General features: G+C 60.4%; 20 protein-coding genes and 2 pseudogenes. 8 read left to right on the forward strand and 14 right to left on the reverse strand.

Features of this window, described 5'->3' with window-relative positions:
• Nucleotides 1-52 precede the first annotated feature (52 nt).
• Nucleotides 53-529 (reverse strand): AtaL-like protein, encoded by a 477-nt coding sequence (locus tag AC56QX_RS32325; RefSeq protein WP_497112600.1) that lies wholly within the window; start codon nt 527-529, stop codon nt 53-55.
• A 37-nt stretch (nt 530-566) separates the two neighbouring features.
• On the reverse strand, nt 567-1,430 hold the full coding sequence (locus tag AC56QX_RS32330; protein ID WP_497112601.1) for an SDR family oxidoreductase: 864 nt from the start codon (nt 1,428-1,430) through the stop codon (nt 567-569).
• A gap of 585 nt (nt 1,431-2,015) precedes the next feature.
• On the opposite strand from AC56QX_RS32330, the gene AC56QX_RS32335 reads away from it, so the two are divergent.
• Together AC56QX_RS32335 and AC56QX_RS32340 are read left to right on the forward strand one after the other, a co-directional pair.
• Nucleotides 2,016-3,215, forward strand: coding sequence for an IS256 family transposase (locus AC56QX_RS32335; RefSeq protein WP_497112602.1), 1,200 nt, complete (start codon nt 2,016-2,018; stop codon nt 3,213-3,215).
• Between the two features lie 83 nt (nt 3,216-3,298).
• Complete coding sequence (locus tag AC56QX_RS32340) at nt 3,299-3,724, forward strand: LysR substrate-binding domain-containing protein (RefSeq protein WP_497112603.1); 426 nt, start codon at nt 3,299-3,301, stop codon at nt 3,722-3,724.
• A 6-nt stretch (nt 3,725-3,730) separates the two neighbouring features.
• Here AC56QX_RS32340 and AC56QX_RS32345 read toward each other — a convergent pair whose 3' ends face one another.
• Nucleotides 3,731-4,399 (reverse strand): NAD(P)-dependent oxidoreductase, encoded by a 669-nt coding sequence (locus AC56QX_RS32345; RefSeq protein ID WP_497112604.1) that lies wholly within the window; start codon nt 4,397-4,399, stop codon nt 3,731-3,733.
• A 121-nt stretch (nt 4,400-4,520) separates the two neighbouring features.
• Here AC56QX_RS32345 and AC56QX_RS32350 point away from each other — a divergent pair, with 121 nt between their 5' ends.
• Nucleotides 4,521-5,411 carry a LysR family transcriptional regulator gene (locus AC56QX_RS32350; protein ID WP_497112605.1) on the forward strand — a complete coding sequence of 297 codons (891 nt, stop codon included), beginning with the start codon at nt 4,521-4,523 and terminating at the stop codon, nt 5,409-5,411.
• Nucleotides 5,412-5,773: 362 nt separating this feature from the next.
• Here AC56QX_RS32350 and AC56QX_RS32355 read toward each other — a convergent pair.
• Both AC56QX_RS32355 and AC56QX_RS32360 read right to left on the reverse strand, forming a co-directional pair.
• Nucleotides 5,774-5,986: pseudogene (locus AC56QX_RS32355) on the reverse strand (alpha/beta hydrolase family protein); the annotation flags it as partial.
• Nucleotides 5,987-6,036: 50 nt separating this feature from the next.
• The gene (locus tag AC56QX_RS32360) at nt 6,037-6,798 is read right to left on the reverse strand and encodes an SDR family oxidoreductase (RefSeq protein ID WP_497112606.1); all 762 of its coding nucleotides are present in this window, start codon (nt 6,796-6,798) and stop codon (nt 6,037-6,039) included.
• Nucleotides 6,799-6,903: 105 nt separating this feature from the next.
• On the opposite strand from AC56QX_RS32360, the gene AC56QX_RS32365 reads away from it, so the two are divergent.
• A complete protein-coding gene (locus tag AC56QX_RS32365; protein ID WP_497112607.1) occupies nt 6,904-7,809 on the forward strand; it encodes a helix-turn-helix domain-containing protein in 906 nt (301 codons plus the stop codon).
• A gap of 117 nt (nt 7,810-7,926) precedes the next feature.
• Here AC56QX_RS32365 and AC56QX_RS32370 read toward each other — a convergent pair whose 3' ends face one another.
• Genes AC56QX_RS32370 through AC56QX_RS32390 form a run of 5 tightly spaced genes read right to left on the reverse strand, consistent with a single transcriptional unit; the run spans nt 7,927 to nt 13,284 of the window.
• Nucleotides 7,927-8,931 carry an ABC transporter ATP-binding protein gene (locus tag AC56QX_RS32370; protein WP_497112608.1) on the reverse strand — a complete coding sequence of 335 codons (1,005 nt, stop codon included), beginning with the start codon at nt 8,929-8,931 and terminating at the stop codon, nt 7,927-7,929.
• 39 nt (nt 8,932-8,970) lie between these two features.
• Entirely contained in the window at nt 8,971-9,801 is an 831-nt protein-coding gene (locus AC56QX_RS32375; RefSeq protein WP_497112609.1) for a carbohydrate ABC transporter permease, read from the reverse strand.
• Nucleotides 9,798-10,724: a carbohydrate ABC transporter permease gene (locus AC56QX_RS32380; RefSeq protein WP_497112610.1), complete on the reverse strand. Its 927-nt coding sequence runs from the start codon at nt 10,722-10,724 to the stop codon at nt 9,798-9,800. The genes AC56QX_RS32375 and AC56QX_RS32380 overlap by 4 nt, the downstream gene beginning before the upstream one ends.
• Nucleotides 10,725-10,778: 54 nt before the next feature.
• Nucleotides 10,779-12,047, reverse strand: a complete 1,269-nt coding sequence (locus AC56QX_RS32385; protein WP_497112611.1) for an ABC transporter substrate-binding protein — start codon at nt 12,045-12,047, stop codon at nt 10,779-10,781.
• A 46-nt stretch (nt 12,048-12,093) separates the two neighbouring features.
• Nucleotides 12,094-13,284, reverse strand: a complete 1,191-nt coding sequence (locus AC56QX_RS32390; protein ID WP_497112612.1) for a glycoside hydrolase family 30 protein — start codon at nt 13,282-13,284, stop codon at nt 12,094-12,096.
• A 356-nt stretch (nt 13,285-13,640) separates the two neighbouring features.
• Between AC56QX_RS32390 and AC56QX_RS32395 the strand changes: the two genes are divergently transcribed.
• Nucleotides 13,641-14,858, forward strand: a complete 1,218-nt coding sequence (locus AC56QX_RS32395; RefSeq protein WP_497112613.1) for an ROK family transcriptional regulator — start codon at nt 13,641-13,643, stop codon at nt 14,856-14,858.
• 578 nt (nt 14,859-15,436) lie between these two features.
• Here AC56QX_RS32395 and AC56QX_RS32400 read toward each other — a convergent pair.
• Both AC56QX_RS32400 and AC56QX_RS32405 read right to left on the reverse strand, forming a co-directional pair.
• A pseudogene (locus AC56QX_RS32400) lies at nt 15,437-16,237 on the reverse strand (transglutaminase-like domain-containing protein); the annotation flags it as partial.
• Between the two features lie 67 nt (nt 16,238-16,304).
• Nucleotides 16,305-17,204, reverse strand: coding sequence for a transglutaminase family protein (locus AC56QX_RS32405; protein ID WP_497112614.1), 900 nt, complete (start codon nt 17,202-17,204; stop codon nt 16,305-16,307).
• 294 nt (nt 17,205-17,498) lie between these two features.
• Between AC56QX_RS32405 and AC56QX_RS32410 the strand changes: the two genes are divergently transcribed.
• The 3 genes from AC56QX_RS32410 (at nt 17,499) to AC56QX_RS32420 (ending at nt 22,518) form a co-directional block, all read left to right on the forward strand.
• Entirely contained in the window at nt 17,499-17,684 is a 186-nt protein-coding gene (locus AC56QX_RS32410; protein WP_096450488.1) for a hypothetical protein, read from the forward strand.
• A 711-nt stretch (nt 17,685-18,395) separates the two neighbouring features.
• On the forward strand, nt 18,396-18,701 hold the full coding sequence (locus AC56QX_RS32415) for a hypothetical protein (RefSeq protein ID WP_497112615.1): 306 nt from the start codon (nt 18,396-18,398) through the stop codon (nt 18,699-18,701).
• Between the two features lie 685 nt (nt 18,702-19,386).
• Nucleotides 19,387-22,518: an amino acid permease gene (locus AC56QX_RS32420; RefSeq protein ID WP_497118002.1), complete on the forward strand. Its 3,132-nt coding sequence runs from the start codon at nt 19,387-19,389 to the stop codon at nt 22,516-22,518.
• A gap of 1,129 nt (nt 22,519-23,647) precedes the next feature.
• On the opposite strand, the gene AC56QX_RS32425 is transcribed toward AC56QX_RS32420, so the two are convergent.
• A complete protein-coding gene (locus AC56QX_RS32425; RefSeq protein ID WP_497112616.1) occupies nt 23,648-24,337 on the reverse strand; it encodes an RraA family protein in 690 nt (229 codons plus the stop codon).
• The gene (locus AC56QX_RS32430; protein WP_497112617.1) at nt 24,330-25,475 is read right to left on the reverse strand and encodes an alpha-hydroxy acid oxidase; all 1,146 of its coding nucleotides are present in this window, start codon (nt 25,473-25,475) and stop codon (nt 24,330-24,332) included. The genes AC56QX_RS32425 and AC56QX_RS32430 overlap by 8 nt, the downstream gene beginning before the upstream one ends.
• Between the last annotated feature and the right edge of the window lie 89 nt (nt 25,476-25,564).

A 25,564-nucleotide genomic window follows, 5' to 3' on the forward strand; every position in this document is an offset into this window, starting at 1 on the left:
TTGAATGTGGACCAGGTAGGTCATGTGTTTTCTCCTATCGGGGGGCGGAGGATTAGAGTCTGCCTGCGGCAAGCAGCTCGCGGGTACGTTTCAGCGTCGACAGCAGGGCGGATTTGTAGCCCTTCTCCTCGCTATCGAACTGCGTCTGCTCAGCCTGCTCCTCGGGGCCATTCGGCTCTTTGCCGCGAAGACCGATGTAGCAATAGAACTTGAGCTGCAGCTCGCCGGCATCATCCTCGAACAGCTCGTTGATGATCGCGCCTTCGCGTGGGCCGGTCGCCTGGAAGAAGGTGACCTTGCTTTGCGGCTCGAGGGTGATGATTTCGCGGAGGTCGGCGCCGGCGATCGTGGCTTCGCGCACGAAGTGGGTCGCGCTCTCTTCCACGACGTCGCAGCGCGTGCAGAGGACCGGCGGGAGGAACAGGCGCGCATCACGCGCCTTCAGCTCAAGGCCCTTCCAGACCTGTTCGCGCGTGAGCTTGGTCTCGCCGGCGGGGTTCACCGGAACGGTTGCAGTTGAATAGATCATAGTGTGTTCCTTGATTGGGTGTTGTGGACAGCAGCGCTCAGGCAGCGATCTGAGCGGCGTAGTCGCGGTACGACCGCAGCGGGCGGCCCAGCAGGGTGGCCAGCCGATCGACATCGCCGGTTTCCGGGACCATGCCGTCAGTCAGGAAGCGCTCGGCCATCAGCCGCATGTCGAGGGCCATCCAGCTCGGCATAAACTGTCGAAGGTTCTGCTCAAATCCCGCGGTGTCATCGCCGGGGTAGGCGATCGGGCGGCCGAGGACGTCTGTCCAGATCACCGCGGCATCAGCGCCCGTCAGCGTATCCGGGCCGACCAGGTTGATGCGGTTGAGCGGGAGCGGCGTGGACGACTGTTCGCGGCGGATGAGTTCGATCGCAGCGATCTCGCCAACGTCGCGGGCGTCGATCATGGCAAGGCCCTTGCTGCCGATCGGCATGGGGTAGATGCCGTAGCTGGTGATCACGTCCTTGATGGTGATGTCGTTGTCCATGAAGTAGGCCGGGCGCAGGATGGTGGCGTTGAGGCCCATCTGCTCGATCATCCGTTCGACGCCGAACTTGCCCGCGAAGTGCGGCACGTTCACGTAGACGTCGCTGTGGATCACCGAGAGGTAGACAATCCGCTCGATGCCGACTTCGCGAGCAACGGCCAAGGCGACGAGCGCCTGGGTATATTCGTCGGCCACTACCCCGTTCAGCAGGAACAGCGTGGACACGCCCGAGAAGGCGCTACGCAGCGCGTCGACGTCGAGCAGGTCGCCTTGGGCGACTTCGACGCCGGCCGGGAAATTGGCCTTGGACGGGTCGCGAACCAGAACGCGCACGTCGGCGCCACGGTTCACAAGTTGTTCGACAACGTTGCGGCCTACATTGCCGGTCGCGCCAGTTACGAGGATGGTCATAGAGGTTACTCCTGGTTGGTTGTTAAGTCTGGTAACAATCTAACGGCCCAAATTCATACCCACTAGCCGCCGAATGTAGACGCACCGTCTCACTGGTGGATCGATAGAAGCTTTGGTCGGAGGAACGAGGCGGCTGCGTCGAGTGCTGCGGCTCGGGCGTCCGGCATGGCAAAGTTTGCCGGGAACACGTGGACCATGCCTTCCCAAGCGTGCACTTCGCATGCCGCTTACCGCTGGGATCGGCTTTGGCATGGAGGTGCTGACCGAAATTCTTCCTGTGTTTTCACTCGCGTTTCAGACGTCGATGTGTCTCTCGAACTGACGAGCAGGACGGTTGACCTTGTCGCAGAACGGACTGATGTGGCCTTCCGAATGGGTCCGATGCTCGATTCAAATCTGGTCGCGACACGGCTTGGAGCAATCGCCTGGGTCGCGTCCCCGGACGTGGTGTAGCTCGGCGGTAGCGAAGCCGCTCGCGAGCGCGCCCTCAACAGCGCCGTAGCGAGCGAGCGGCTTTGCGGCGGTCATCGATGTTCCCCGGTAAGGTCGGGTTGCTGACACCAACCTGATTCGAAGGAACCACCGATGACCGACGACATGATGAACCTGCGCACGCTCGTGGAGAAGACCCCCGACGCCGATATCTTGCGCGAGATGATCGGCTTTGCCGCCGAGCGGCTGATGGAGCTGGAGGTGGGCGCCGCCACCGGCGCCGGCTATGGCGAGAAGAACCCGCTGCGGACGGCTCAGCGCAACGGCTATCGCGATCGCGACTGGGAGACGCGCGCCGGCACCGTCGAGCTGCGCATCCCGAAGCTGAGGAAGGGCTCCTACTTCCCCGGTTTCCTCGAACCGCGGCGCATGGCCGAGAAGGCGCTGACCGCCGTCATCCAGGAGGCCTACGTCCAGGGTATCTCGACCCGCTCGGTCGACGACCTGGTCAAGGCCATGGGCATGAGCGGCATCTCCAAGAGCCAGGTCAGCCGGCTGTGCGAAGAGATCGACGGCAAGGTCAAAGCGTTCCTTGAAAGACCCATCGAGGGCGACTGGCCATACCTGTGGATCGACGCCACCTACCTGAAGGTGCGCCGCGGCGGCCGCATCGTCTCGGTCGCCGTCATCATCGCCGTCGGCGTCAACGCGGACGGCCGGCGCGAGGTGCTGGGCATGGAGGTCGGCACGTCTGAGGCCGAGCCGATCTGGACGGAGTTCCTGCGCAAGCTGACCCGCCGCGGCCTGCGCGGCGTCAAGCTCGTCGTCTCCGATGCCCATGAAGGCATCAGGGCGGCCGTCACCAAGGTGCTGTGCGCGACATGGCAACGCTGCCGCGTCCACTTCATGAGGAACGTGCTGGCCCATGCCGGCAAGAGCGGGCGCCGTGTCGTCTCCGCCTTCATCGCCACCGCGTTTGCCCAGGAGACGCCAGAAGCCGCAAGCACGCAATGGCGTGCCGTCGCCGACCAGATCCGGCCGAAGGTGCCAAAGCTGGCGACAATCATGGACGACGCCGAGCCCGACGTGCTGGCCTACATGACCTTCCCCAGAGAGCACCGCGCCAAGCTGCATAGCACCAACCCGATCGAGCGCCTCAACGGCGAGATCAAGCGGCGCACCGAGGTCGTCGGCATCTTCCCCAACGATGACGCCATCGTCCGCCTCGTCGGCGCGCTCCTGCTCGAACAGAATGACGAATGGGCCGTGCAGCGGGCGCGCTACATGACGCTGGAAACCATCAGCCAAATGAGCGATGATCCTCTCACCAGCCTGCCAGCCGTGGCACGCTGATCATCCCGGCCCTATGCCGGAGAGCGCGGCGACCAAGCCGTCAGCTACACCACTCCCTGGGACACGATCATCGCCTGCCTGTTATGCGCCGCACCCTCGTACCTCGAACGGCGCGGTTGGCCCAGGTCGATCGACGAGCTGCGCACCCACGATCTGCTCCTCATCCCCCGTGGCGATGGTCTCCCCCGGCGTTTGTCGCTTCGCGACAAGGACGGGGCGTGGAGCACCAGGTCGAGGCCACCGCTCGGCTCACCGCAAATGATCCCAAGGCAATAGATCGCATGGTGCTTAACGGGGCTGGGATCGCGGCTACGGCGAGATATGTGGCTGCGCCTGAGATCGAGGCCGGCAATCTTGTTCGCGTCCTGCCCGACTGGAGCGTACCAGCCGTGGATGTCAGTCTAGTCATGCCCGCCGGTAAGGAACGTAGCCCGGCGGCAAGAGCCTTCGTCGACTTTATGCGCCAACGGGTTGCCGGCTACCGCCGCTGGTTTGACGATGGGGCGTGACGGGCTTCACCATGTAATCAGTGGCGAACGATGCCGCCAGGCGTCGCTATGCACCTGGTCGAGGACAAATTTCGCAACGTCCTCCCGCGCTATGGTCCCGCCATGGAAGCCGGACAGATCGGTGAGAGTGCGGACATTGCCGCGTCCTGCCTTTTTGTTCAAAACGGATGGCCGGATGATAGTCCAATCGAGGTCGGACTCACGGATGACGGCTTCCTGCCGGTTCTTGTCCGCATAGACGTTGCGCAGGAGCAGCGGGAAAATCACGTTATCGAACAGGAACCCGCCATGGCCGGCGCTGTCGCCCGCGCCCATCCCGGTGATGGTGATCAGGCGCGAGATGTGTTCCGTCTTCATTGCCTTGACGAGCGCGCGGGTCGCGGTCGAGAGCAGCGTCACCTGCTTGAACGGGCTGGCCGGAGTGCCCAGGGCACTGATGACGACATCCTGCCCGGTGACGGCCTGGCGCATGGCCTTCTCGTCGCGGGCGTCGCCGACAACAAGCCGGACACCCTTGATGTCCGCCGCTTTTTCGGGAGATCGGACCAGTGCCGTCACCTCATATCCGCGTGCCAATGCCTGGCTGACGACGAGACGGCCAGTCGGCCCGGTCGCCCCCAAAACCAATATCTTGATCTGCGCGGCGTGGGGATTGTCGTTTGTGGACTTGATCATGGCTTTGTTCCTCGTTGGGTGAGACGTTTGCCGTTGGGTAGGTTGTTGTCGTGAATATGAGTGGTTCACAGATGATGCGATAGGCGCTAATATTGGACACAACGTCTCATTGGTGGAACAGATGGATTTGCTGGCTCTCTCGGATTTCGTGCTGGTGGCCCGCCACGGCGGCTTCGGTCGTGCAGCACGGGCCGCCACACGCCCCAAGGCGACTTTGTCGCGACGGGTGGCAGAACTTGAGGCTGGCCTGGGATTGCGACTTGTCGAGCGTGGCGCGCGGGCACTCAAACTGACCGAGGAAGGGCGGGCGCTCTACGAACGGGCAGGCCACTTGCTGACCGAACTGGACGAAACCGCAGCAGCGATTGCCTCGGGCGGACAGAGGCCGCGAGGCCAACTGCGGATAAGTGCACCATTGCTTTTTTCTCAAACCGCTATGGGCAAGATCGCCGCCGGTTTTGCGCTGAAGTACCCGGAAGTTCGGCTCGAGGTCTCCACGGATGACCGCGCTGTGGATATGATCGAGGAGGGGTTTGATCTGGTGATCCGGGTAAACCCCAATCCGGATGAGACCCTTGTCGGGCGGGCGTTCCTGCACGATCGACTGGTGGTCGCCGCTAGCCCGGGTCTCGCCCGGCCGACGGGGAACACGACAGCGCCCGCCGTCGTACGATCGGCGAGCGACCGACTGACCTGGCAGGTGATGACCGCCACCGGCCCGACCCCAATTATGATCGAGCCCGTTCTGGCGCTATCATCCCTTGTCATGGTCCGGGACGCGGTGCGAGCCGGCGTTGGCGCCGGCCGCCTACCTTTGTCGCTCGTGAGCCACGATCTCGCAGACGGCACGCTGGTAGAATGGGGCGAGGTCGACGGACCTGACATTGTTCTTTGGACGCTCTACCCGTCCAAGCGGCTCCTGAGCGCTCGGGTGTCAGCGTTTCTGAACTATCTCAAAGAGGCCTTCCCAATGGGGACGCCTGACGAACTGGCGGCTTATATCGGCAAATAAGGTGAGAGCAGTGTTTGTGCCCGGAAACGACCGTTTTCCGCACGACCGGCGGCTATTGGGTATATCCGATCCCACGCGCTTATCTGAAATCCCGTGTCTTCATCTCGATCTGGTCGATGTGCGGATAGGGATCCCATCCCGAGTCGGAGACTATGCCGATCAAGCTGCCTAAGCCACGGGACTTTCGGAAAAAACGCGCTGCGGCTCGGCATAGTCACGGTGTTCCACGTCGCGAATGTCTCAGTTGGGGTGGGATGCGGACTGTCGGGTTTTGGATCAAACGAAAAGAAAGCAGACACTCCTCGATTGACAACTTCGGGCCTGACCGCCGCGAGAGAAAGACGGCAGTGGCAGGCATGGCTTCAGGCGTTGGTGGCGAGCGTTACCTGCGCCAATGCGCTTGCTGGTCCGTCGAGTGAACCGATTGCGGCCGGCCAGGCGCCCATATCGAGGTCGAGAGCGGTGCGAAGCCAGGCGAGACTTAGCCGTCGCGTCGCTTCGAGACTATCGGGCGCTTCAATTTCGGTTTCCTTTGCATCCAGACCAGTAATGCCGCCCAATCCGTGACCAACGCCATCCTTTCTTGGCGCCCCAGCGGGTCGCCGGGTCAAAGAGAGCAGTGCACTCAGCCGTCGGCCTGGGTGGTTGTTTGGCTGAAGATTGTTTCTGCGTCGGCACCTGCGGGCAGGCGCATCGGCGCATCCGGCTCCGTCACGGCTCGCCATACGGCCTGCGCCACGTCGTCAGCCTGTGTTTTCTCGGTCGAGTTGCGCATCGTTGCAAAATAGTCTTGCACGAAAGCCTCATAAGGCGCCGGGACGTTCATTCCCATGCGTGCCACGGCGTTCTTTCCAAAGGCGGTCGTCGGGGCTGAACCTGGCAGGACAAGCCGGGTACGGATGCCGAATTGTGCCGCCTCGAGGGCGAGGCTTTCCGTGAACGCATTGATGGCAGCCTTGCTGGCGCTATAGACCGACAGTGCCGGAAACGGGCGCAGCGTGACACTGGAACTGACGTTTACGATGACTCCGGTTTGTCGCGCGCGCATGCCCGGCAGGACAGCCTGGGTCATAGCCATTGTGCCGAGGACATTGGTCTCGAAAAGTTCGCGGGCCTTAGCGATGTCTACGCCCTCCAGCACGTTCAACATGCCGACCCCGGCATTGTTCACGAGCGCATCGACAACACCAGCGTCTGCGACGGCCTGCGCGATGCTGGCTGCATCTGTGACGTCGAGCGCCAGGATTTGCAGGCGATCGTGCACCGGCATTGTGTGTGCCTGCGGGGTCCGCATGGTCGCGACGACCTCCCAACCCTGAGCAAGGAAGAGTTCTGCCGTGGCGAGACCGAAACCCGACGAAGCACCGGTGATAAGAATTTTGGGCATTAATGTATCTCCTGTCGTTGCTACGACGAGATATGGACGAAAACGCCGGACTTCCTATATTCGAAAATCCGAAATCTTTTAGCGAAAGTCCGAATTGTGGCTATTTTGACAACTGACCCCCTCGCCAGCGTTGTCGCGCTGCTCAAGCCGGAGCCCTCGATCGCCAAGCTTGTTAACGGCGGCGGCCGCTGGCGCGTCGAGCGGACAAACATGGCAAGTCCATTCTACTGCGCCATGGTCGAGGGCACTTGCCTGCTGACTATTCGGGACCGTGCGCCGCTTGTCCTTGAAGCGGGAGACTTCGTGCTGGTGCCGGAAGTTTTCGACTTCACCATGTCGAGCATCAATCCGCCGCCAAGCGGCGCCCCGCACCTGCCGCTGGAGACCGGTCCAGGCATGTTCCGCCTGGGCGAACAGGACGCACCGACCGAGGTGCGGTGCCTGGTGGGCCACTGCAGCTTTGCCTCGCCGGACCGGGAACTGCTCGTTTCGCTCCTGCCGGCGGTCATCCATGTGCGCGCACAGGAACGCCTGATCGCGCTCGTTCAGATGATCCAGGAAGAGACGCAAAGCGATCGTGCGGCCCGCGACATGGTGCTCGGGCGGCTTTTGGAACTGCTGCTGGTCGAGGCCTTGCGCTCCGTCGAAAGCACGATGGCAGAACCCGGTTTGCTCCGTGGCCTTGCCGATCCACAACTTGCCTTGGCGCTGCGGCAGATCCATGCAGACCCCGGTGCGAGTTTGTCCGTTCAAGGCCTGGCCGTTGCAGCGGGCATGTCGCGCTCCACCTTCTTTGACCGCTTTCACAGCGAGGTCGGATCCGCGCCCATGGAATATGTAGCGGCTTGGCGGATGGCAGTGGCAAAGGACATGCTGGTGAGGGGAAATATCGCGATGGCCGAACTCGCGCGGCGTGTCGGCTACGGGTCGGTCAGTTCATTCAGCATGGCCTTTTCGCGACATGTCGGAACACCACCCGGCGCTTTCGCCGCTAGACGCCAGGCCGCGTAAGTCGCGCCTCGATCAGTTCCGAGTCGATTACTAAAATCGACGCGTATCGCTCACAGGAAGCGCGGATCCTGGGGCAAAATTTGAACGTTCGGATCAGCAATAATCCGGCAATGGGTTTCAGTTTACAGCCGAAATTCGTCGGCCGTTCTCATCAAAGCGATGCAGCTGCAGCCGGTCAGGTGTCATGCGCAGCGTCCCTTCCTTGAGGCTGTGGTGCCCTGCGAGGCGTATGATGATTTCGCCCACATCCGACTCCACATAGGCGATCGTCTCGTTACCGAGATGCTCCGCAAAACGCAGCCTGCCCGTCCAGATACCATTGACGCTGTCTATCGCGATATGTTCGGGACGCACGCCGAACGTGGTGGCGCCTTCTGCTTTTGCGCTCTGTCCCGATATCAAATTCATGCGCGGGGACCCGATGAAGGTGGCGACAAACAAGGTTTTCGGCGCGTCGTAGAGTTCCATCGGCGACCCGACCTGCTCGATACGTCCGGCATTCATCACGACGATCTGGTCTGCCAGTGTCATCGCTTCAACCTGGTCGTGGGTGACATAGATCATCGTCGCGTTAAGCCGCTTGTGCAGATCCGCGAGTTCAACGCGCATTTGGGTTCGCAGTGCCGCGTCGAGATTGGAAAGCGGTTCATCGAACAGGAAGACCTCCGGATTACGGACGATCGAGCGTCCAATGGCGACACGCTGGCGCTGGCCGCCGGAGAGTGCCGCCGGCTTGCGTTTCAGCAGCGGCTTGAGGTGCAGCACCTCAGCAGCGGCTGCGACGCGAGCTTCACGTTCCGCCTGAGGCACCTTGGCAAGCCGCAAACCGAAGTCGATGTTCTGTTCCACGGTCATGTGTGGAAACAACGCATAGGACTGGAAGACCATCGAGATGCCGCGCTTTGAAGGTTCCTCGTGGGTGACATCCCGATTGCCGATGGCGATCGATCCCTTCGTCGGGCTTTCCAATCCGGCGACCATCCTGAGCAAGGTGGACTTGCCGCAACCGGACGGACCGACCAGTACAGTGAAAGAGCCATGGGGAATTGAGAGCGTCAGGTCGGGTATGGTCTCGACAGCTCCAAAGGTCTTGTTGATGCTTGAAAGTTCGACGGCGGCCATGAATTCCTCCCTATGTTTATTAGTACCCACGAAAACCGGTCAGCCTTTGACCGCCCCTCCCGTCAGTCCGGCAACGATGTATTTCTGGGCCGCGATGAAGAAGGCGACCGCAGGCAGAATGGTCAGCGATATGAAAGCCAGGGTGCGGTTCCACTCGGCGAGATATTCGCCTCGAAACTGCATCATTCCGAGCGGCCAGGTGAACAGTTCCCGCGAGTTGATGACGACCAGCGGCAGCAGGAAATTGTTCCAGCTCTGAACGAAGACGAATACCCCGACGGTCGCTAGAATCGGCGTCGAGAGTGGCAGCGTAAATTGCCAGAAGAACCGGACATAGCCGCAGCCTTCGACATGCGCCGCCTCGAAGAGATCCTTCGGCAACTGTTCGAAGAATGTCTTGAACAGCATGATCGAGAGCGAGAGACCAAAAGCTGTTTGGGGCAGGATAACGGCCCAATAGCTGTCGAGCAGTCCGAGGTCACGCACCTTGATGAACAGCGGCAGGATTGCGGTGGCGAACGGAAAGACAAGGCCCGCCAGCAGATAGGATTGCATCATTCTCGACCCGAGAAAGCGTATCTGAGCGAAAACATAGGCCGCCGCCGCTGAGACGATCAGGGTCAAAAACACGGTCGACAGCGAGATGATCAGCGAGTTTCCCATGTAGCGCCAGAACGCCGGATCGCCCAGCATGGCAGCGTAAAACTCGAAGTCCCATTGTTGCGGGATGCCGAAGGGATTGACGCGGAGTTCGCCATTGCTCTTGAAGCCGCCAAAGACGGCGACAGTCAACGGTCCCAGCACGAAACCGGTGAAGACCAGCAGGACGGCGGCTTTTCCAAGCGCTGGAAGAAATCTGAACGCATTCATGACCGGCTCCCTTTGCTTATCTGGCGTTGGTAGAGAACGGCGACAGCGACCGCGGCAACGAACAGCATGACGCCGACCGCACTGCCGAAGCCGATACGCGTTCGCGTGAGGCCAAACGTGTAGAGATAGGTGACAATCGTATGCGTGGAGTTGGACGGACCACCATTGGTGAGTGGGATCACAACGTCGAAGAGTTGCAGCGAGCCGACGATGGAGAAAAACACCGACACGCCGATGGCCGAGGCGATCATCGGCACCTGAACATGGCGCACGATAGCCCAGCGCCCAGCACCTTCCAGCCGCGCCGCCTCGAGCATTTCCTTGGGCACGCCCTGCAGGGCGGCGATGTATATCATCATGTGAAACCCGAAGTATTTCCACACGATGACCAGCGTAATGGCCGCGAATGCCCAGTGGCGATCGGCAAGAATGAAAACGGGCTCCATTCCCAGCGCATGGAAGAGAGCGGCAGCCACCCCGGTGTTGCCGTCGAATACGAAACTCCAGATCAGACCCGAAGCGACCTCGGCCAGGATGAAGGGCAGAAAGAAGATGAGGCGAAACAGCGTATTGGCGGGGGTCTTCTCGTAGATCAACAAGGCGAGGCCCAGCGCTATGGGCAGCTGAACGAAAACGGAAACCGCAAGCACGATCAGCGTATTGCGCACCGCTTGCCAGAAGACGGCATGGCCAAGGGCCTGCTTGAAATTGTCCAGACCTATGAAATCTGTCGGTGTGCCGTAGCCGTCCCACTTGAACAAACTGTAGTACGCGGCGTCGAACAGAGGTAACGCCACGAACAATGTGAAAAGCACCAGCGCGGGCGGCAACATCAGAAGCAGTGCGCTGGTTTGGCTGGTGAAGCGCCCTCGACTACGTATGCTCGGGGCCAGTCCGGGCGCAGCAAGCTCGGTCATTTTCATCCTCCCTGGATGGATTGAAAGACCGGGTGCGGAGTTCGCGCCCGGCCGAAGCCATCAGCGCATGGACCAGGCCTCCTGCACGGTCTTTGCCGCCGCCTCTGGCGTGACGACACCTTGGGCAAGATCCGCGGCTACGTCTGTGACCGTGGCTCCGACATCGGATCCGAGCGCCTGATCGAGAAAGATCTGATGGAATTTGGAGACAGCGAGCGCCTCGGACATCTTGCGGAAGAAGGGATTCGCAATGCTCTCTTCCACACCCTTGGCAATCGGTATGAAGAGGCCCTGGGCGCCCGCCAGCTTCTGATTTTCGGCGTCGGTCATGTATTTCAGGAATTCGACCGCCTCCGGTGGGGCTCCGGCAATGACCGCATAGCCGTTGATGCCCCCGAACGTGTCGGTCGCCTCGCCGGCCCCACCTGCAACCGCGGGGAAGCGGATCGTGCCGAGCTTGTCGTCGGCAATGCCCTTGCCGCTGGCCGAATTCTGCTTCTCAGTTCCGTACTCCCAATCGCCCATGAGATGAAACAGGGCCTTGCCGTCGCCGAACTGGCCCGTCGCCTGCTCGAAGGTGGTATCCATGAAGCCCGGCTCGAAGGGTTGCAGATCGACAAGTTTCTTGAAGTCCTCGCCAGCTTTCACGAAGGGCGCCGAAGCGAAACCGTCGCCTTCGCCGCCCATGGCCGCCGCCATTCCGTCCTTGCCGGCCTCGCGCACCCACAGATAGCCGTAGTAGAAATGCAGAGGCCATTTGTCCTTGCCGCCAACCATGATCGGCGTGACACCGGCCTCCTTTGCTTTCTTGATCGCTGCCAGAAAATCGTCCCAGGTCTTGATGCTTTCAGGGTCGATACCAGCCTTCTTTGCGAGATCGAGGTTGGTCCAAAATACCACGTCGCTCGCATTGACCGGCATGCCATAGACTTTTCCGTTGACCGTGAACGCCGACAAGCCGGCGTTCGCGATCGACGCCGACCAATCGCTGGTGACGGATGCGGAGATGTCCTGGAGAACGCCGGCTTTGGCCTGTTGCGCGAGGACGCCCCCCGCCCAACTGAAAATGAGGTCGGGCTTCTGATCCGACTGCAGCAGCGTTGTGAGCTTCTGCTTGTAAGCCTCGTTGGCGATGTATTCGAAAGCGATATCAACACCTGGATGCGACTTCTCGAAGTCCGAGACCATTTTTTGGTGGTAAGCCTTTTCGGTGTTCGGTACCTCCGGCCGAAGAACGTGGACCGTCACATCCGCGAACGCCGCAGATGCAAAGAGCGTCGCCAGAAGCGTTGCTGCCCCCAGCATAGGCAAGCCTGAGAATTTTTTCATTTCGGTTTCCTCCCTAGAGAACGGGCTCGCCGCCCGCCGCTTGGTTTCAAAGAGTGAGCGTATTGATAGAAAAGGGGGCGAGGTTCACAGTTGCCGATTCACGGCTGCCCCGGACCGTGATCGTCTTCTCGGTATCCTGCGCGTTCTGCACGACGAAGACTTCGCCGCCGTCGAGGTTGCGGAAAGCCACCGTGTTTGCGGCCATCGGGCCGCCAGTCCTCAATACGGCCGCGCCCGGTCGCACGAGGCCGGCGAAGTGCTTCATCACGTAAAACTCGGGATTGAAAGTGGTGCTGCGCGTGGTGGGATCGACCGTCACCATGGCGTTCTGGCGCCATCCCCAGGTGCTGACGCCTCCGGGCTCCAGCACCATATTCCAGTAAAGGTAAGCCTCGGCTCCATTGCTCAGGTAATGCTGGATCAAGTCGAAGGCGTAGTGGGCTTGATCCCAACTGTTGGCGCCGTCACCGCATTCGTTCTCGGTCTGAATAATCGGCAGGTCTGGAAAGGCCTGGCGCGTTCGCTGCACGCCGTGCTTGCCAGCCCATTGAAATCCCATCCCCTTGACGAAAGCGGCCGCAGCCGGATCGGACAGGATGGTGCCCGCCCAGGCATTGAAGTCGCCGCGCTCGATCGTGCCCGCCCAAATCTCGGCATCAAGGCCGGCAGACCCGAAGGCAGGTCCCAGATCGTCGCGAATGAAGTCGCGCATCTTCGCGCCGGTCCAAATGCAGGACGGAAATTTCTGATCCGAGTTGGGCTCGTTCTGGACGTGCACGGCATTGATCGGAACCCCCTCGTCCTGGTAGGCCTTAACGAAGCGGACGAAGTAGTTCGCATAGGCGTGGCGATAGCGCGGTTCCCAGATCAGCGTTCCGTGGTTGTGCGCCCGCGGAAACTTCATCCAGGTCGGCGGGCTCCACGGCGACGCAAAGAGATGGAAGTCGTCGCCGCGCACCGCGCGCGCGGCTCTGATGTAAGGAATCAGATATTGCCGGTCGCGCGCTATCGAGAAGGTCTCCATGGCGAAGTCCCCGTCGGTCTCGTTGTGGCTGTACCAGCTCTCCGCATAGTCGTTGGCACCGATCGGCAGCCGGCAATAGTTGAAGGCGCAGCCATCGGTGGAGAACAGCGCACCAAGCACCTCGCCGCGCTCGTTTTCGTCGAGATGCGAAAGGGCCTTCCACCCAAGCTCGTTGAAGCAGCCGCCAAAACCCTTGAAGTCGGGGGTGACCACGCCATCCGCCCAAACGGACGGACTGTCCGACGTTTGGTGCGTGTCAACGCAGCCCGTAGCCCATTGGATGCTGGGCGAAGACGACCTCAGTTGTGGTGCCATAGCTGTCTGTCCTCCGCGCACAGCTCCGCCGTCCGGGCAAACTGGAGGCGATGCTCCGTGCCCTCGCCGGAAAGAGGCGTGCATTGCAAAAACCGCCTGCCATTGCCGCCCATGGGCGGCAACAGTCGTGTTAGCTCGGTCCGGAACCCCTCCCCGGGAGAGAGCAGCCACTCGTTACGCGGCTTGATCTCGTCAGCCTTCATAGGGCATCATGTGCGCTAATGCAATACTTAATTCACAGAATGAAGTAAGTCATGAAACTCAAGGCGGATCAAAATACGACACGGGCGATGAACCGACGCCTGATACTCAACTGCCTTCGGCGTGAAGGTGACCTAAGCCGGGTCGAGATAGCTGCAATGACGGAGCTAAGCCCAGCTGCGGTGACCGGCGTCACGGCTGCACTGATCGACGAAGGCATCGTCGTGGAAGGCAAGAGCACCCAAAGCAGCGGCGGCCGCCGGCCGATACCACTCAGCATCGACTATGCCAGACATTGGTCCATCGGGTTCAAGCTGACGGAGGGTCGGCTGGAGGGCACGCTCACGGATCTTTCCACCCGCGCGATAGGCGCCTGCGAACTACCGCTTCCCGACCACGGCCCCGTGGCCGTCGCCCATGCCGTCAAGGAGGGCGTGACCATGCTTATGCGCGATCGGCGCGAGGGCCGGCAGAAACTTGTCGGTATCGGTATGGCGATGCCGGGCATGGTCGACGTCAATCGTGGCGTCTGCCTGGTCTCGCAGCGTCTGGGATGGAGGGACGTGCCGATCGCGGAAATGATCGCGTCGCAGATCAGCGTGCCCGTCTGGGTCGACAACGACGTCAATGCGTTCGCCATAGCCCAGCAACTCTTCGGACACGGGCGGCGACGCAGTTCGGTGCTGGTGTTGATCATAGGCACGGGCGTCGGGGCGGCGCTGATTTTCAACGGCCAGATTCATCGCGGGGCGCGATCGGCGGCCGGCGAGATCGGGTTCCCCGTCGAGGACGGCGATGACTCGATTGCGACGCAGGACCGCTTGAATTGGGATCGGCGTCTCTCCGAGCCGGCTATGGAGAGCGCCTGGATTGAAATCCGCAAGCGCTCCCGCAAGGTCCCTATAAACCTGCAGCAGGCCATCGAAGCAGGCGAACGGCTCGCACTGGACTATCTTGGCGAAGTCGGTTGCGAGATCGGTCGTCGGCTCAGCGGCCTGATCGATCTCATCGACCCGGAAGTCGTCATCGTCGGCGGAGAAGCGGTCCGTTTTGGTCCGGCGCTTATCGAGCCTCTCGTTGCCACTGTCCGCGAATCCTCGTTCGCGACCCCGCCGCCGATCGAAATCGACTGGGACAACAATGTCTGGTCCCGCGGCGCTTCGGCACTCGCGATTCAGCAGTTCTTCGACTTCGAAAGCACTGCGGGGGTTGAGCGCGAGAGTGGAACCCGCCCAACCGGACACGAACCCTTCACCGCAAGGCGTAGGTAGCATGCCCGGATTGGCGGGCATCTTGATGCTTCTTGAGCCTCGCCGCACTTCTACGTGGTCAGGCATCACTCCCTTACCAAGGGAGTGCTCTACCACTGAGCTACCGCAGCAACGGGCGTCTGATTAGCCGCTGACGCCTTGAATTGCAAGGCATTCCGCCCTCTATCTGCACATTCCTGAGGCAGGGTCCGTTGTAACCATTATGACATCACACAGTCACGGAACACCCACCAGGCGGCACCATTTCGTTAAGAGCTACACCAATTTTGCAACCAAATTGGTGCCACATCGGGTGCGAACTGAAATAGAGCCCCGTACAGGGGTTTCTCGTACCCCAGCCTTTTACTCGCTACCTCGTAAGGCCTCCACGCGCGTCCCTGGCCCCCATGGTTTGGATTGATCATCTTCCGAGGCTACCACCATCTCGGCTGAAGCGGTTCAGACTCCTAATCCGAAGATCACCAGGCCAGGCCACCCCTTTCGACGCACGTCCCGACGGCCGAGATCGGCGCGGATTCCGGCAAGACGGCCAGGCGCCGGCTGATCGAGATTGCGTCGCTATCAGCGCCTAACCCCCCAATCTCATCGGCAATAACTTCGAACCGCGCCAATCTCGAGGGACCAAAACTCGTTGAGAGGGCAACGTCAGTAGCGTCCCGGCCGGTCGCCATCAGGATCCTCCCGATGCGAGGATGGTTGTGGCGCGCGTCGAATGTGAACCAATGACCGCCGAGATAGACTTCGAACCAGGCGCTGAAGTCCATCGGATCCGGCACCGGCGGGATTCCGATGTCCCCGAGATAACCGGTGCAGTAGCGCGCGGGAATGTTCATGCAGCGGCACAAAGTAATTGCCAGATGGGCGAAGTCGCGGCAGACGCCAGTCCGATCGGTGAAGCCGCCATGCGCGGTGCGCAACGCATCGGCATTTTGGTAATTGAACGCGATGTGATTGTGTACGAAATCGCAGATGCCCTGCACCCGAGACCAGCCAGATTTCGTGATGCCAAAAGTAGCCCAGGCGAAATCGCCCAGGCGATCGGTGTCGCAGTACCGACTACCAAGAAGAAACTTCAGCACTTCGTCCGGCAGTTCCTTGATATCGTGTTGAACGGCATCGCGGGCAACAACATCAGGTTTGCCGCTATCATAGATCTCAAAGACGGTTGAGATCGTTGTGAGACCGGCAGGCGCTTCGATTCTCGTGCATGCGTTGCCAAAACCGTCGACGTAGCCCCTGGCCTCGATAGGCCGATCAAAACCGATGACCTGCTTCGTCAACAGGTCGACCCGACGCGACGGGTGAACTTCAAGCACCAGCCGCATCGGTGTTGGCTGCGGACAGTCATAGGTGAGGTTGTAGCCTGCGCGAATCCGCATCCTAGCTCCAATGCTTTGCTCAAGAGCCGGGCAAACTCCGCATCGGCCAAACGGTTCCGCAAGAAAATCAAAGAGCGGGAAGTTGGGCCTGCTCTATCTCCTTGGTGACTTTCACCTCGACGTTCATCCCGACAAAACTCGATGCAGGCCCAGAGTAGCTGCCAAAAAGCGGGATGGCCTGTCTTGGATGCCGAGCGACTGCCACCCTAATTAGTTCCCGGTTGCCGACAATGCCGTTGGTCGGATCGAACTCGACCCAACCGGCTCCGGGCAGATAGACTTGGCACCAGGCATGCGTCGAGCCCCCGCCCCGCACATCCGCACTATCACGGGTGGGGACATAGACATACCCCGTAACAAAGCGCGCAGCGAAGCCAAGTGATCGGACTGCTTCCATCATAAAAAGCGCAAAGTCACGGCACGTGCCCCGCCTCAGATGGAGCGTGACCAGAGGCGGCTGCGTCCCAGGTTCAGTCCGACGGGAATACACAAAGCTTTCGTGAATGGCGTAGCAAAGTGTCATCAACAATCTGCCTGTCTCGTTCCGCCCGGCGGCGCTCAGGAACTGGCGCGCCCATTTTCCGATCTCGTCGTCTTGGTCTGGGTGATGGCATTCGATGGTTTGAGATAGGTCGAGCGCCTCGTCAGGGTCGTAGGAAAACGGATAGCTGAGTGCTGCCTCGTCGATGCGGAAATCCGGTGTCTGCTGAGGCGTATGATCAAGCCGTATAAAGGTTTCGAAGTGAAGCCGTTTGGCAGACCCAACGAAATCGATCACCGCAACGCAGTTGCCGAAAACGTCGTGGATCCAGCGGATCTCTTTTGGTTCCGGCTCGATGACCAGGGCATGCGCGAGAAGCCGTTGGTCGAAGCTGTCGCGCGGCCTGAACATCAGCCGGTGTTCGCCAAATCGTACCGGTCGCCTATAATCATATACGGTTGAATGTCTCACTGAAAAAATAGGCATAGAGCCGTCCAAAGCCTTCCGCGCCGGTTTCCTCAGTTCGAGGTTGTGTGAACCCGAAGTCGGTCTCAAGGCGGCAAGGATTCATTGTAATCCGGGTAGCCGTCCCTCTATCAATTCGTCAGCAAGTCCCAGGCAGGATACATCAAAACTGGATGCGCAGCCGGTTTCAAATTTCCGGCTGATACAACCCGATCGCCGAACTTGTGATATCCCGCCCAAAGCGTACTGTCATATCGCCTCAGTTCGACACTGGCCCAGACCACGGGAATACTGCTGAGAAAAGGAACGCTCAAATTGTCTTACACACTAATCTGGTACGGCAAACAGGGCATCGTCGAAAAAGAAATGTTTGACGCCGAGAAGGCCGCACGGGACCACGCGTCAGCGAATTTTTCCAAGAGGAATCTGGAAGGTGTCGTAGCGGTTGAAGTTCGCAAGGATGATGGCACGGTTGTGTTCAGCCAAGCGGGCAGCACTTAAATTCAAATCAAATCCCACCTCCCGTATCGTCATCCCGCTCTATTCGACGCCTTTCGAAAGCCCTCCTCTGGAGGATAAGGAGGCCGCTCGAGTCTCGGCAATCACCAGTCACCGCGGCGGCATGACACCCAGACACTCAACGCCGATCCCACAGCCGCTCTTGTGCTTCACGCGTCCAGGCTCAAGTTCCGGCCTCAACGCTGCGCTTTCAAAATTCTCGCTTCGCGCAGCAGTGAGGCACGATCGTTGCCAACCATATCGATCAACTTCCGAGCCTGCGTCTCGGTAATGCTGGTTTCACGAGCCAGAAATCGGACCAGAAAGTCTTCTTGCTCCTCTTAGTATCCACGATCCCGCCGTTTCCGAGCGGTGCCGTCTAGTCGTCGAGAGTGTCGCGGATTGGAGGCCTTCATGCGAAGGATTCGTTTCAGTAGCCATGGCCAATTCTTCCTTCCTTGGAGGATATGATAGGGCTGTTCCAAGGACGAATGGCGCCGACGCATTCCAACATCAAGGATGAATTACTATTCGCAGGACGCGCAGGCCTCGGCTCGGCGCGCACCAACCGATGTGAGATTCATACGGAGGATAGGGCTGCCTCACCACCTCTTTATCAATACTTCACCATAGGGACAACGGTCCCGGAACCTTTCTGATTGCTGCGGACTTCTTGGATTCAGTGCGAATCCAACCAAATGAAGGGGCCTCCGCATGAAAGTCACTGCAGCAGGTATCGACCGGATCAAGATCGGCAATGCGGACGCGAGCGGCCGCGGCGCGCAATTCGTCGTTTGGCTTTATCTTCAAGTCGACGAAGGCGGGGCACAGACCGGTCAGGAACTGGTGGTGTCCGTGCCGTACGACGCGCATATGACGTTCGACGATCTCGCCACCCAGGCTTTCGAGAAGGCGCACGCTATGCTTCGCGCCTGCTGCGAGGTAGACGAGTCCATGTGGTGGAAGCAGTTCAATCGCAGCCTTGCGCCACTGCCCGAATGGACATCAGGGGCGCAGTAGCTGGCAGAACCTTTGTTGCCGCTACGCGGCGGCGACGTCGCTACTCTAAAGGCTTGAATTTTTGCCATTCTTCTCGTCGATCTGAACGATCAAGTTGCGCCATTGGCGGACACTCGAAGCAGAAACTTCCGCCTTCACTGACATAGCCGCCGCCTTGGCGTGGGCGAGTAGCGGCCAAATCTGCTCTGTCAGGTTTAGCTCAGCAACCGACTTCCTGAAGGCCTCCCGCACGATGTCGAAATCACAAGCGGAGAATTGTCCGTCCTAGTCCACAATGGCAGCCCTCACGCAACCAGATACCCTTCAATAATTCCGTTGAATTCGCTGGTTCAAGGTCATTCGATTGTACGTTTTTAACAAAATCTCGGTGTGCTTACTGGCCTGCCCAGCCCATGACGGGCTTATACAAGTCTCCCGTAACAAGACGAGCATGCGGTTGTCGGTTGATGCCGCGGCAAACCCTAGCCGTAGCCATCTAGGGGTTGTACGGAATCTTAATACTTCAAGCTCACCGTACCTGTCTGGGTTAGACAGACGATATCCGATTGCGTCGCCTGCGATTACTCAATCCCGGTCGCGCTTCGAAAGCCTACCGCGTTGGAATGGACCCGTCAGAATGCGTGACGTCACTCCTTGTCGACCGCACCCAAGAACCTTGGGATGGGCGGGTACGACGGCGCTCGCGATGGGAGGCAGCAATCAAAGCCTCTTTCTGATCGCCGCCCTTTTTGTCGGCCAAGGGAATATTCCCGGTCAAGGAAGCGCAGCGGTCCCGTTGCTCGTTGTTGGTCTGCTTCTTAGTTGGGCTGCGGCGCCGGCGTGGACCGAATTGGTTCTCATGTGGCCAAACCGCGTTGGCGGTATCTCTGCAGCGTGCGCGGAAGCTTTCCGGCCCTACAGTCCCGTCCTCTCGGCCTTGACAGGCACATGCTACTGGTGGGGTTGGGTCCCAACGTGCGGACTGACTGCGGTTCTTTCAGCGTCCGCAATCCAGCAATGGTACCTGCCGGACCTCCCGGTGGAGGCGGTCGCCTGCGCGCTCATCGGGTTTTTTACGGCGGTCAACCTGTGTGGAATCAAGTGGGTGGTACGACTGGCGATGCCGATCGCCACAGTCTCCGCGATGCTTGCGTTTCTGTCATCTTTTATCCCGATCATTAGCGGCGCGGTTGACTGGCGGCAGGCGACTGACTTTACGCTGACAAGTCCGTTTGCCGGGCTGTTCGGCAACATCACGTCGGTAATGGCAGGACTATATCTGATCGGATTCGCCGCGCCGGCGTTTGAGGCCGCAGCTTGCCATGTTGGCGAAACCATCGACCCTAATCGCAATATTCCTCGCGCGATGTTGGCCAGCGCGGGAATGGCCGGCATCTATTTCTTCGTCCTGCCGGTTGTTTGGTTGGGTGTGCTTGGGCCAGGGCCGCTCGGCACGGACCTCGCGGTGGTCCTCGGCCCCACGTTTGCTCCCCTATTGGGCAGTTTTGGCAAAGCCGCCGCCATCTGGTTCATCATGTTGAACATGTTTCATGGAACGTTGCAGCCCTTGGCGGGCGCCGCGCGGACCCTTGCGCAACTGAGCGAGGACGGCCTGCTGCCGAGGTTCCTGGCCAGCCGCACCGCAACGGATTGTCCATGGGCGGCAACCCTGCTCACCGCTGGCGCCGCCATCGGTTTCATGCTCTGCGGATACCCGCTCTGGATGATTGCTGCCGCCAATTTTACCTATCTGATTAGCATCTGCATGCCCAACATCGCAGTCTGGCTCTTGCGCCGAGACCATGCCGATGCCAAGCGACCCTTCCGTGCTCCCAGGGGTACGATCGTCCTTGGCTTAGGGGCGGCGGCAATATGGTTATTGACCGCCGTACTGGGATTCCAGCAGTTTGGCCTTCCTACAGTATTGTTCGGTCTGGCGTTGGCATATTCGGGCGCTGCGCTTTACGCGTGGCGCGCCATGGAGGATCGGCACGCACTGGGTCTACCCTTGCTGGCGCGCACGCTTCACCTGAAGCTTACTGGAGCCATGCTTTTTGTGCTCGTGCTTGACGGTGCTGGCTATTTCTTGGCAATCAGCAGCGTTTCCCACGTGCAAGCTCCACTGATCGCAGCGCTGGAGGACATTTTTGTTGTGGTCGCGCTATTGACCATCAGCGTCGGCCTGGTTTTGCCGGGAATGATTACCCATTCGGCAAGCGAGGTGACCAATGCAGCGAAGCGTCTGACATCCGGAACGTTAAAGGACTTCTCTCTCGCCATGGCTGCTCTGGGGCGAGGAGACCTGGAAGCGGCGCACGCCTCTGTGAACATCTTACCGGTGAGGGTAAACTCTCGGGACGAACTCGGAGAGATGGCTGAAAGCTTCAACCTCCTTCAAGATGAAGTGAAAGAAGCCGCCCACGGCCTGGACGAGGCGCGTGAGAATATGCACGTAGCGCGCACCGAACTTATGGCACGGCACGAGAAAATCGAGCATCTTGCCCATCACGACCCGCTTACCGGTCTGGCGAACCGCACCGCTCTTGCAGCGCACCTGGCCAGGGCGCTTGAGCAGGCGAAAGCATTGCACGGCAACTTTGCCATTCTCAGCATCGACCTTGACCATTTTAAAGAGGCCAACGACGTTTTTGGGCACGCGGCCGGCGACGATCTTCTGTGCGCCATCTCCCGGCGCCTTGAAACTGCAGCGCCCGAAGCCTTTGTCGCCCGCATGGGCGGTGACGAATTCACACTTGTCCTGGCTATGGGTGAACAGCCCGCTGGAGCCCAGGGAGTCGCCGACCGTATGTTCGAATCGGTGGCAGGCGAATTCGAAATCCGGGGCCAGCACATTTCCATCGGGCTGAGCATCGGCGCGGCGATCTATCCGAGCGACGGAGAGAGTGCCGCGGCTTTGATGGCAAATGCCGACGCCGCTCTCTACCGTGCCAAGGCGGACGGTCGTCGAATGCTGCAGTTCTTTGATCCTGAAATGGACAGGCGGCTCAGAGAACGTTACGCCTTGCAGCGAGATTTGCGTTCGGCAATCGCACATGGCGAACTTGTGCTCCACTATCAGCCGCAAGCTCGGATAGACGGCGAAATCTTTGGTTTTGAGGCACTCGCCCGGTGGCACCATCCAAGACTTGGACTCGTCTCGCCGACGGCGTTTGTCCCCCTTGCTGAACAGGATGGCACGATCGTTGAAATAGGTGAATGGACGCTCCGGCAGGCATGCAAGGAGGCCGCCTCCTGGGCCGCGCCCCTGCAAATCGCCGTCAATCTTTCCCCTGTGCAATTCCGTTTCGGGGACCTGGTGGGGCTCGTTCATTCGATCCTCTACGAGACCGGCCTTACGCCGGGACGCCTGGAACTGGAAATCACCGAAGGGGTTCTCATCCGTGATCGGGCAACCGCGTTGTCGGTTTTGCGGCGATTGAAGGCATTGGGCGTCAGGATCTCCATGGATGATTTTGGAACCGGATATGCTTCCCTTTCCTCGCTACAGGCGTTTCCATTCGACAAGATCAAGATTGATCGCAGTTTCGTTTCTGGCGTCAACTCGAATGCCCAGTCGGCCGCCATCGTACGAACGATTCTCAGCTTGGGAAACGCGCTGACCTTGCCTGTCATCGCAGAGGGCGTTGAAACAGAAGACGAGCGTGTTTTCTTGATGACGGAAGGATGTCCCGAGATTCAGGGTTATCTCGTGGGACACCCGCGTCCAATAGCGCTCTATGAAGATGTGACGAATGGCTTGGGTGCCCGATCAAAATTTCCTGGTGAAAAACCGGATTTGCAAGTTGCTTTGCGCAAGCGAGCAAATGTCGCCAGCTAGCCTAGAAACCTGTCTCACGGTCTTCTACCTGAGCGCCGTCATAGCAACTGCGTAGCGCCCCAATTGTCACACGCCGTCCTGCCTATGCCGCCTTCGGGGGCCGCAAAGCTGCTGGGTTCGGACGGGAAGCCACAAGATGACGCTCGACCATTATCAGGTGGTTTGGAAAGGCCTAAAGGCCCCCGCCGACCCAGCACCGGCGCCCATGACGTGGCGATGCGCCCCACGCACCAGAATCGTAAAGAATAGAGCAAAGTTAGAATGTCCGCCTTACCCAGGCAACGTTCAAGAAAGAATGGCTAACAGCGGCTAAGCAGTTCCGAACGACCATTAGTTTTTAGCTCCACGACATGTCCGCTTTCGGTACTCAGTCGAAGCGGTACGAACGACCCAAGGCGCATTGCTGCCATTCGCAACGCCGACAATGAAAAAGGTCACCGTTGGGTCGAACTCCGTCTTTCGGAGCGGTCTGGGTTTTGGGGCGAGAGCGGCGGCAATCAGGGTCCTGAACGTGAACGGCGGCGCGCGCTCACAAAGCCACTACACCTCCGCCAAGGACAAACCCCGGCCGAGGCGCCCTACGACGGCACTTTGCCCGTGTTTTCTTAACCTCGCAGGTGTGGCCTTAAGTCGCAAACTATTCGCCTCAGAAGCGGGGCGTCGGGCTTCATTGACGGCGCGACAAGCACCATATGGTGATCCACAGCCCTCCAAAACGAGAGAAGCTCGCCCGACGTCGCACTGCGGTCGCCAGCCGGCAATGGCTATGAAATAAAGGAACCTGGAAACCATCATGCCTGAAAATATCAGACTAACGTCGAGAGACGTCCCCCTCATTCAGCTCGGCGTATATCAGTGCCGCTTCCCGGTGAGCGAAGACCCGTCAGTGCCTGGCGGCTACCGTTTTTGTGCCGGGCCAACTTCGCCTGATCGCGTCTACTGCGATCACCACCACAGCATCGTGACTGCCGTCGACCCTCGTCGAGCCCGCTCGGGTCTCCATTTGCCCCAACGGCGCGCCGCGTAGATTACGTCTTGTTGGGCTGAGCCCTCCGCGAGCTGGCAGTCGGCGTCACCTCATCGGCTATGATGTTGTCCTCAAATCTCTTTTGCAATTCCGCGACCCATTTCAGTCAACGAAGCGCGTCCTGTCAGACTTGAGGACGACTTTGGCGAAGTCGGGCATTTCCAGACCTTGGCGCACCAGGGTATCAAGTGCCTGCTCGGCCGCACTGATAGCGGCGAGCCGCGTCAGCACTGTCTTAGCCTCCAGGCGGGGCACCACGGCGACGCCATCGCGGTCGCCGACCAGTACGTCTCCCGGCGAGATAGTCACGCCTCCCAGCACCACGGGAAATCCGACTGTGCCTGGACCATTGCGCGCCGGCGAGTTCGCGATGACCCCGGCACAGTAAACCGGCAACCCGACCGCCTCGATCCCAACAACATCGCGCACGAGGCCGTCCGTCACGAAGCCGGCGACCCCTTTGTTGCGCGCCATGCCGAGCACCAGATCCCCAGTCACCGCCGCACCGGCGAAGCTGTCGGTGGCCGCTACGATGATATCGCCACTTACGGCGACTTCCAGCGCCCCAAACAGCGCGAGATTGTCAGAGGGACCGCACTGACAGGTCATGGCGACGCCGACCAGCATCGCCGTACCTGGCGATAGCGGCTTGATCGCATGGTGCAGGCCCCCCCGCCCGCCCATGGCGTCTACGACCTGGCTGACGGGCACACCCGAAAAGGCAAGGATAATCTCTGCCGCGGGTCGTTCGAAACGGCGCTTGATGGTGAGCAGCGGCGGGTCTTCAATCATGTGGAAGCCTCGTAGCTTGAACGAACGAAAGACAGTCTGGACCGAGGTCGCTAAGGCTCCGTGCCCCCATCAGCCCCATGACCCGGTCAATCTCCTTGCGGTAGAGTTCGAGCACGTGTCGCACGCCCTCTTCGCCGGCGACCGCCAGCCCCCATAGCTGTGGCCGGCCGATCAGACAGCAGGAGGCGCCAAGCGCCAGCGCCTTGACGACATCGGAGCCTCGCCTGATGCCGCCGTCAATCAGCACTGGTATGCGCCCGGCGACAGCCGCGACGATCGCCGGCAGCGCGTCCAGCGATGCGGCGGCGCCGTCGAGCTGGCGTCCGCCATGATTTGACACGATGACGCCGTCGATTCCGCGCGCCACGGCCTCGGCGGCTTCGGCGGGATGCAGGATACCCTTCAGCAGCAATGGTCCAGACCAAACGGTGCGCAGCCAGTCGATGTCGGCCCAGGAGAGCCCAGGGTCGAGCAGTGCGGCCATTCGGCCCGCCAGCGCGCCGACCGTCGCTGTCTCGCCGGGACGCACGTAGTTGCCGAAGGTCAGTTTCGGAAGCCGGGTGCGCATACGCAGCAGCCACGCCGCCTTGGTGGCGGCCGCGAGCGTCCCTGCCACACCGAAGCGTGGCGGGATAGAAAAACCGTTGCGGATGTCGCGTTCCCGGTTGCCGAGCATCTGATTGTCGACGGTGAGCACCAGCGCGTCGTATCCTGAGGCACTCGCCCGATCCACCATCTCTCGGGTGAAGCCGCGATCGGTATAGACGAACACCTGCATCCACTGCGGGCTCGTCCCGACGGCCGCTATGTCCTCCAATGTGCAGACCGAGCCGTGGCTGGCGCAGTAGAACGTGCCGGCGGCTGCCGCCGCTCGTGCTGCCGCGCACTCGCCGTCGGGCCAGAACAGCCCGGCCAAGCCGGTCGGCGCGATGCCGAGCGGGATGGCAAGCTTCGCGCCGAAGAGGTCAAGGGAGAGATCCCGTATCGCTGCACCGTTGAGGGGGCGCGGAAGGATGGCAACCTCGTTGAAAGCCTGCTCGTTGCGGCGCAGCGTTCGCTCATCCTCGGCGCCCCCATCGGCGAAGTCGAACACCGGACGCGGCAAGGTCTGCCGCGCGGCGTCGCGGACCGCGGCCACGCTGTACAGGCGCTTTAGCGCAGCCCGCGAAGCAGGCGATGCCGCAACGCCGGCCCCGCCGTTGAGCCGAGGGCCCATGTTCGGGACGG

It is taken from the genome of Mesorhizobium sp. RCAM 06353, from assembly GCF_059683585.1.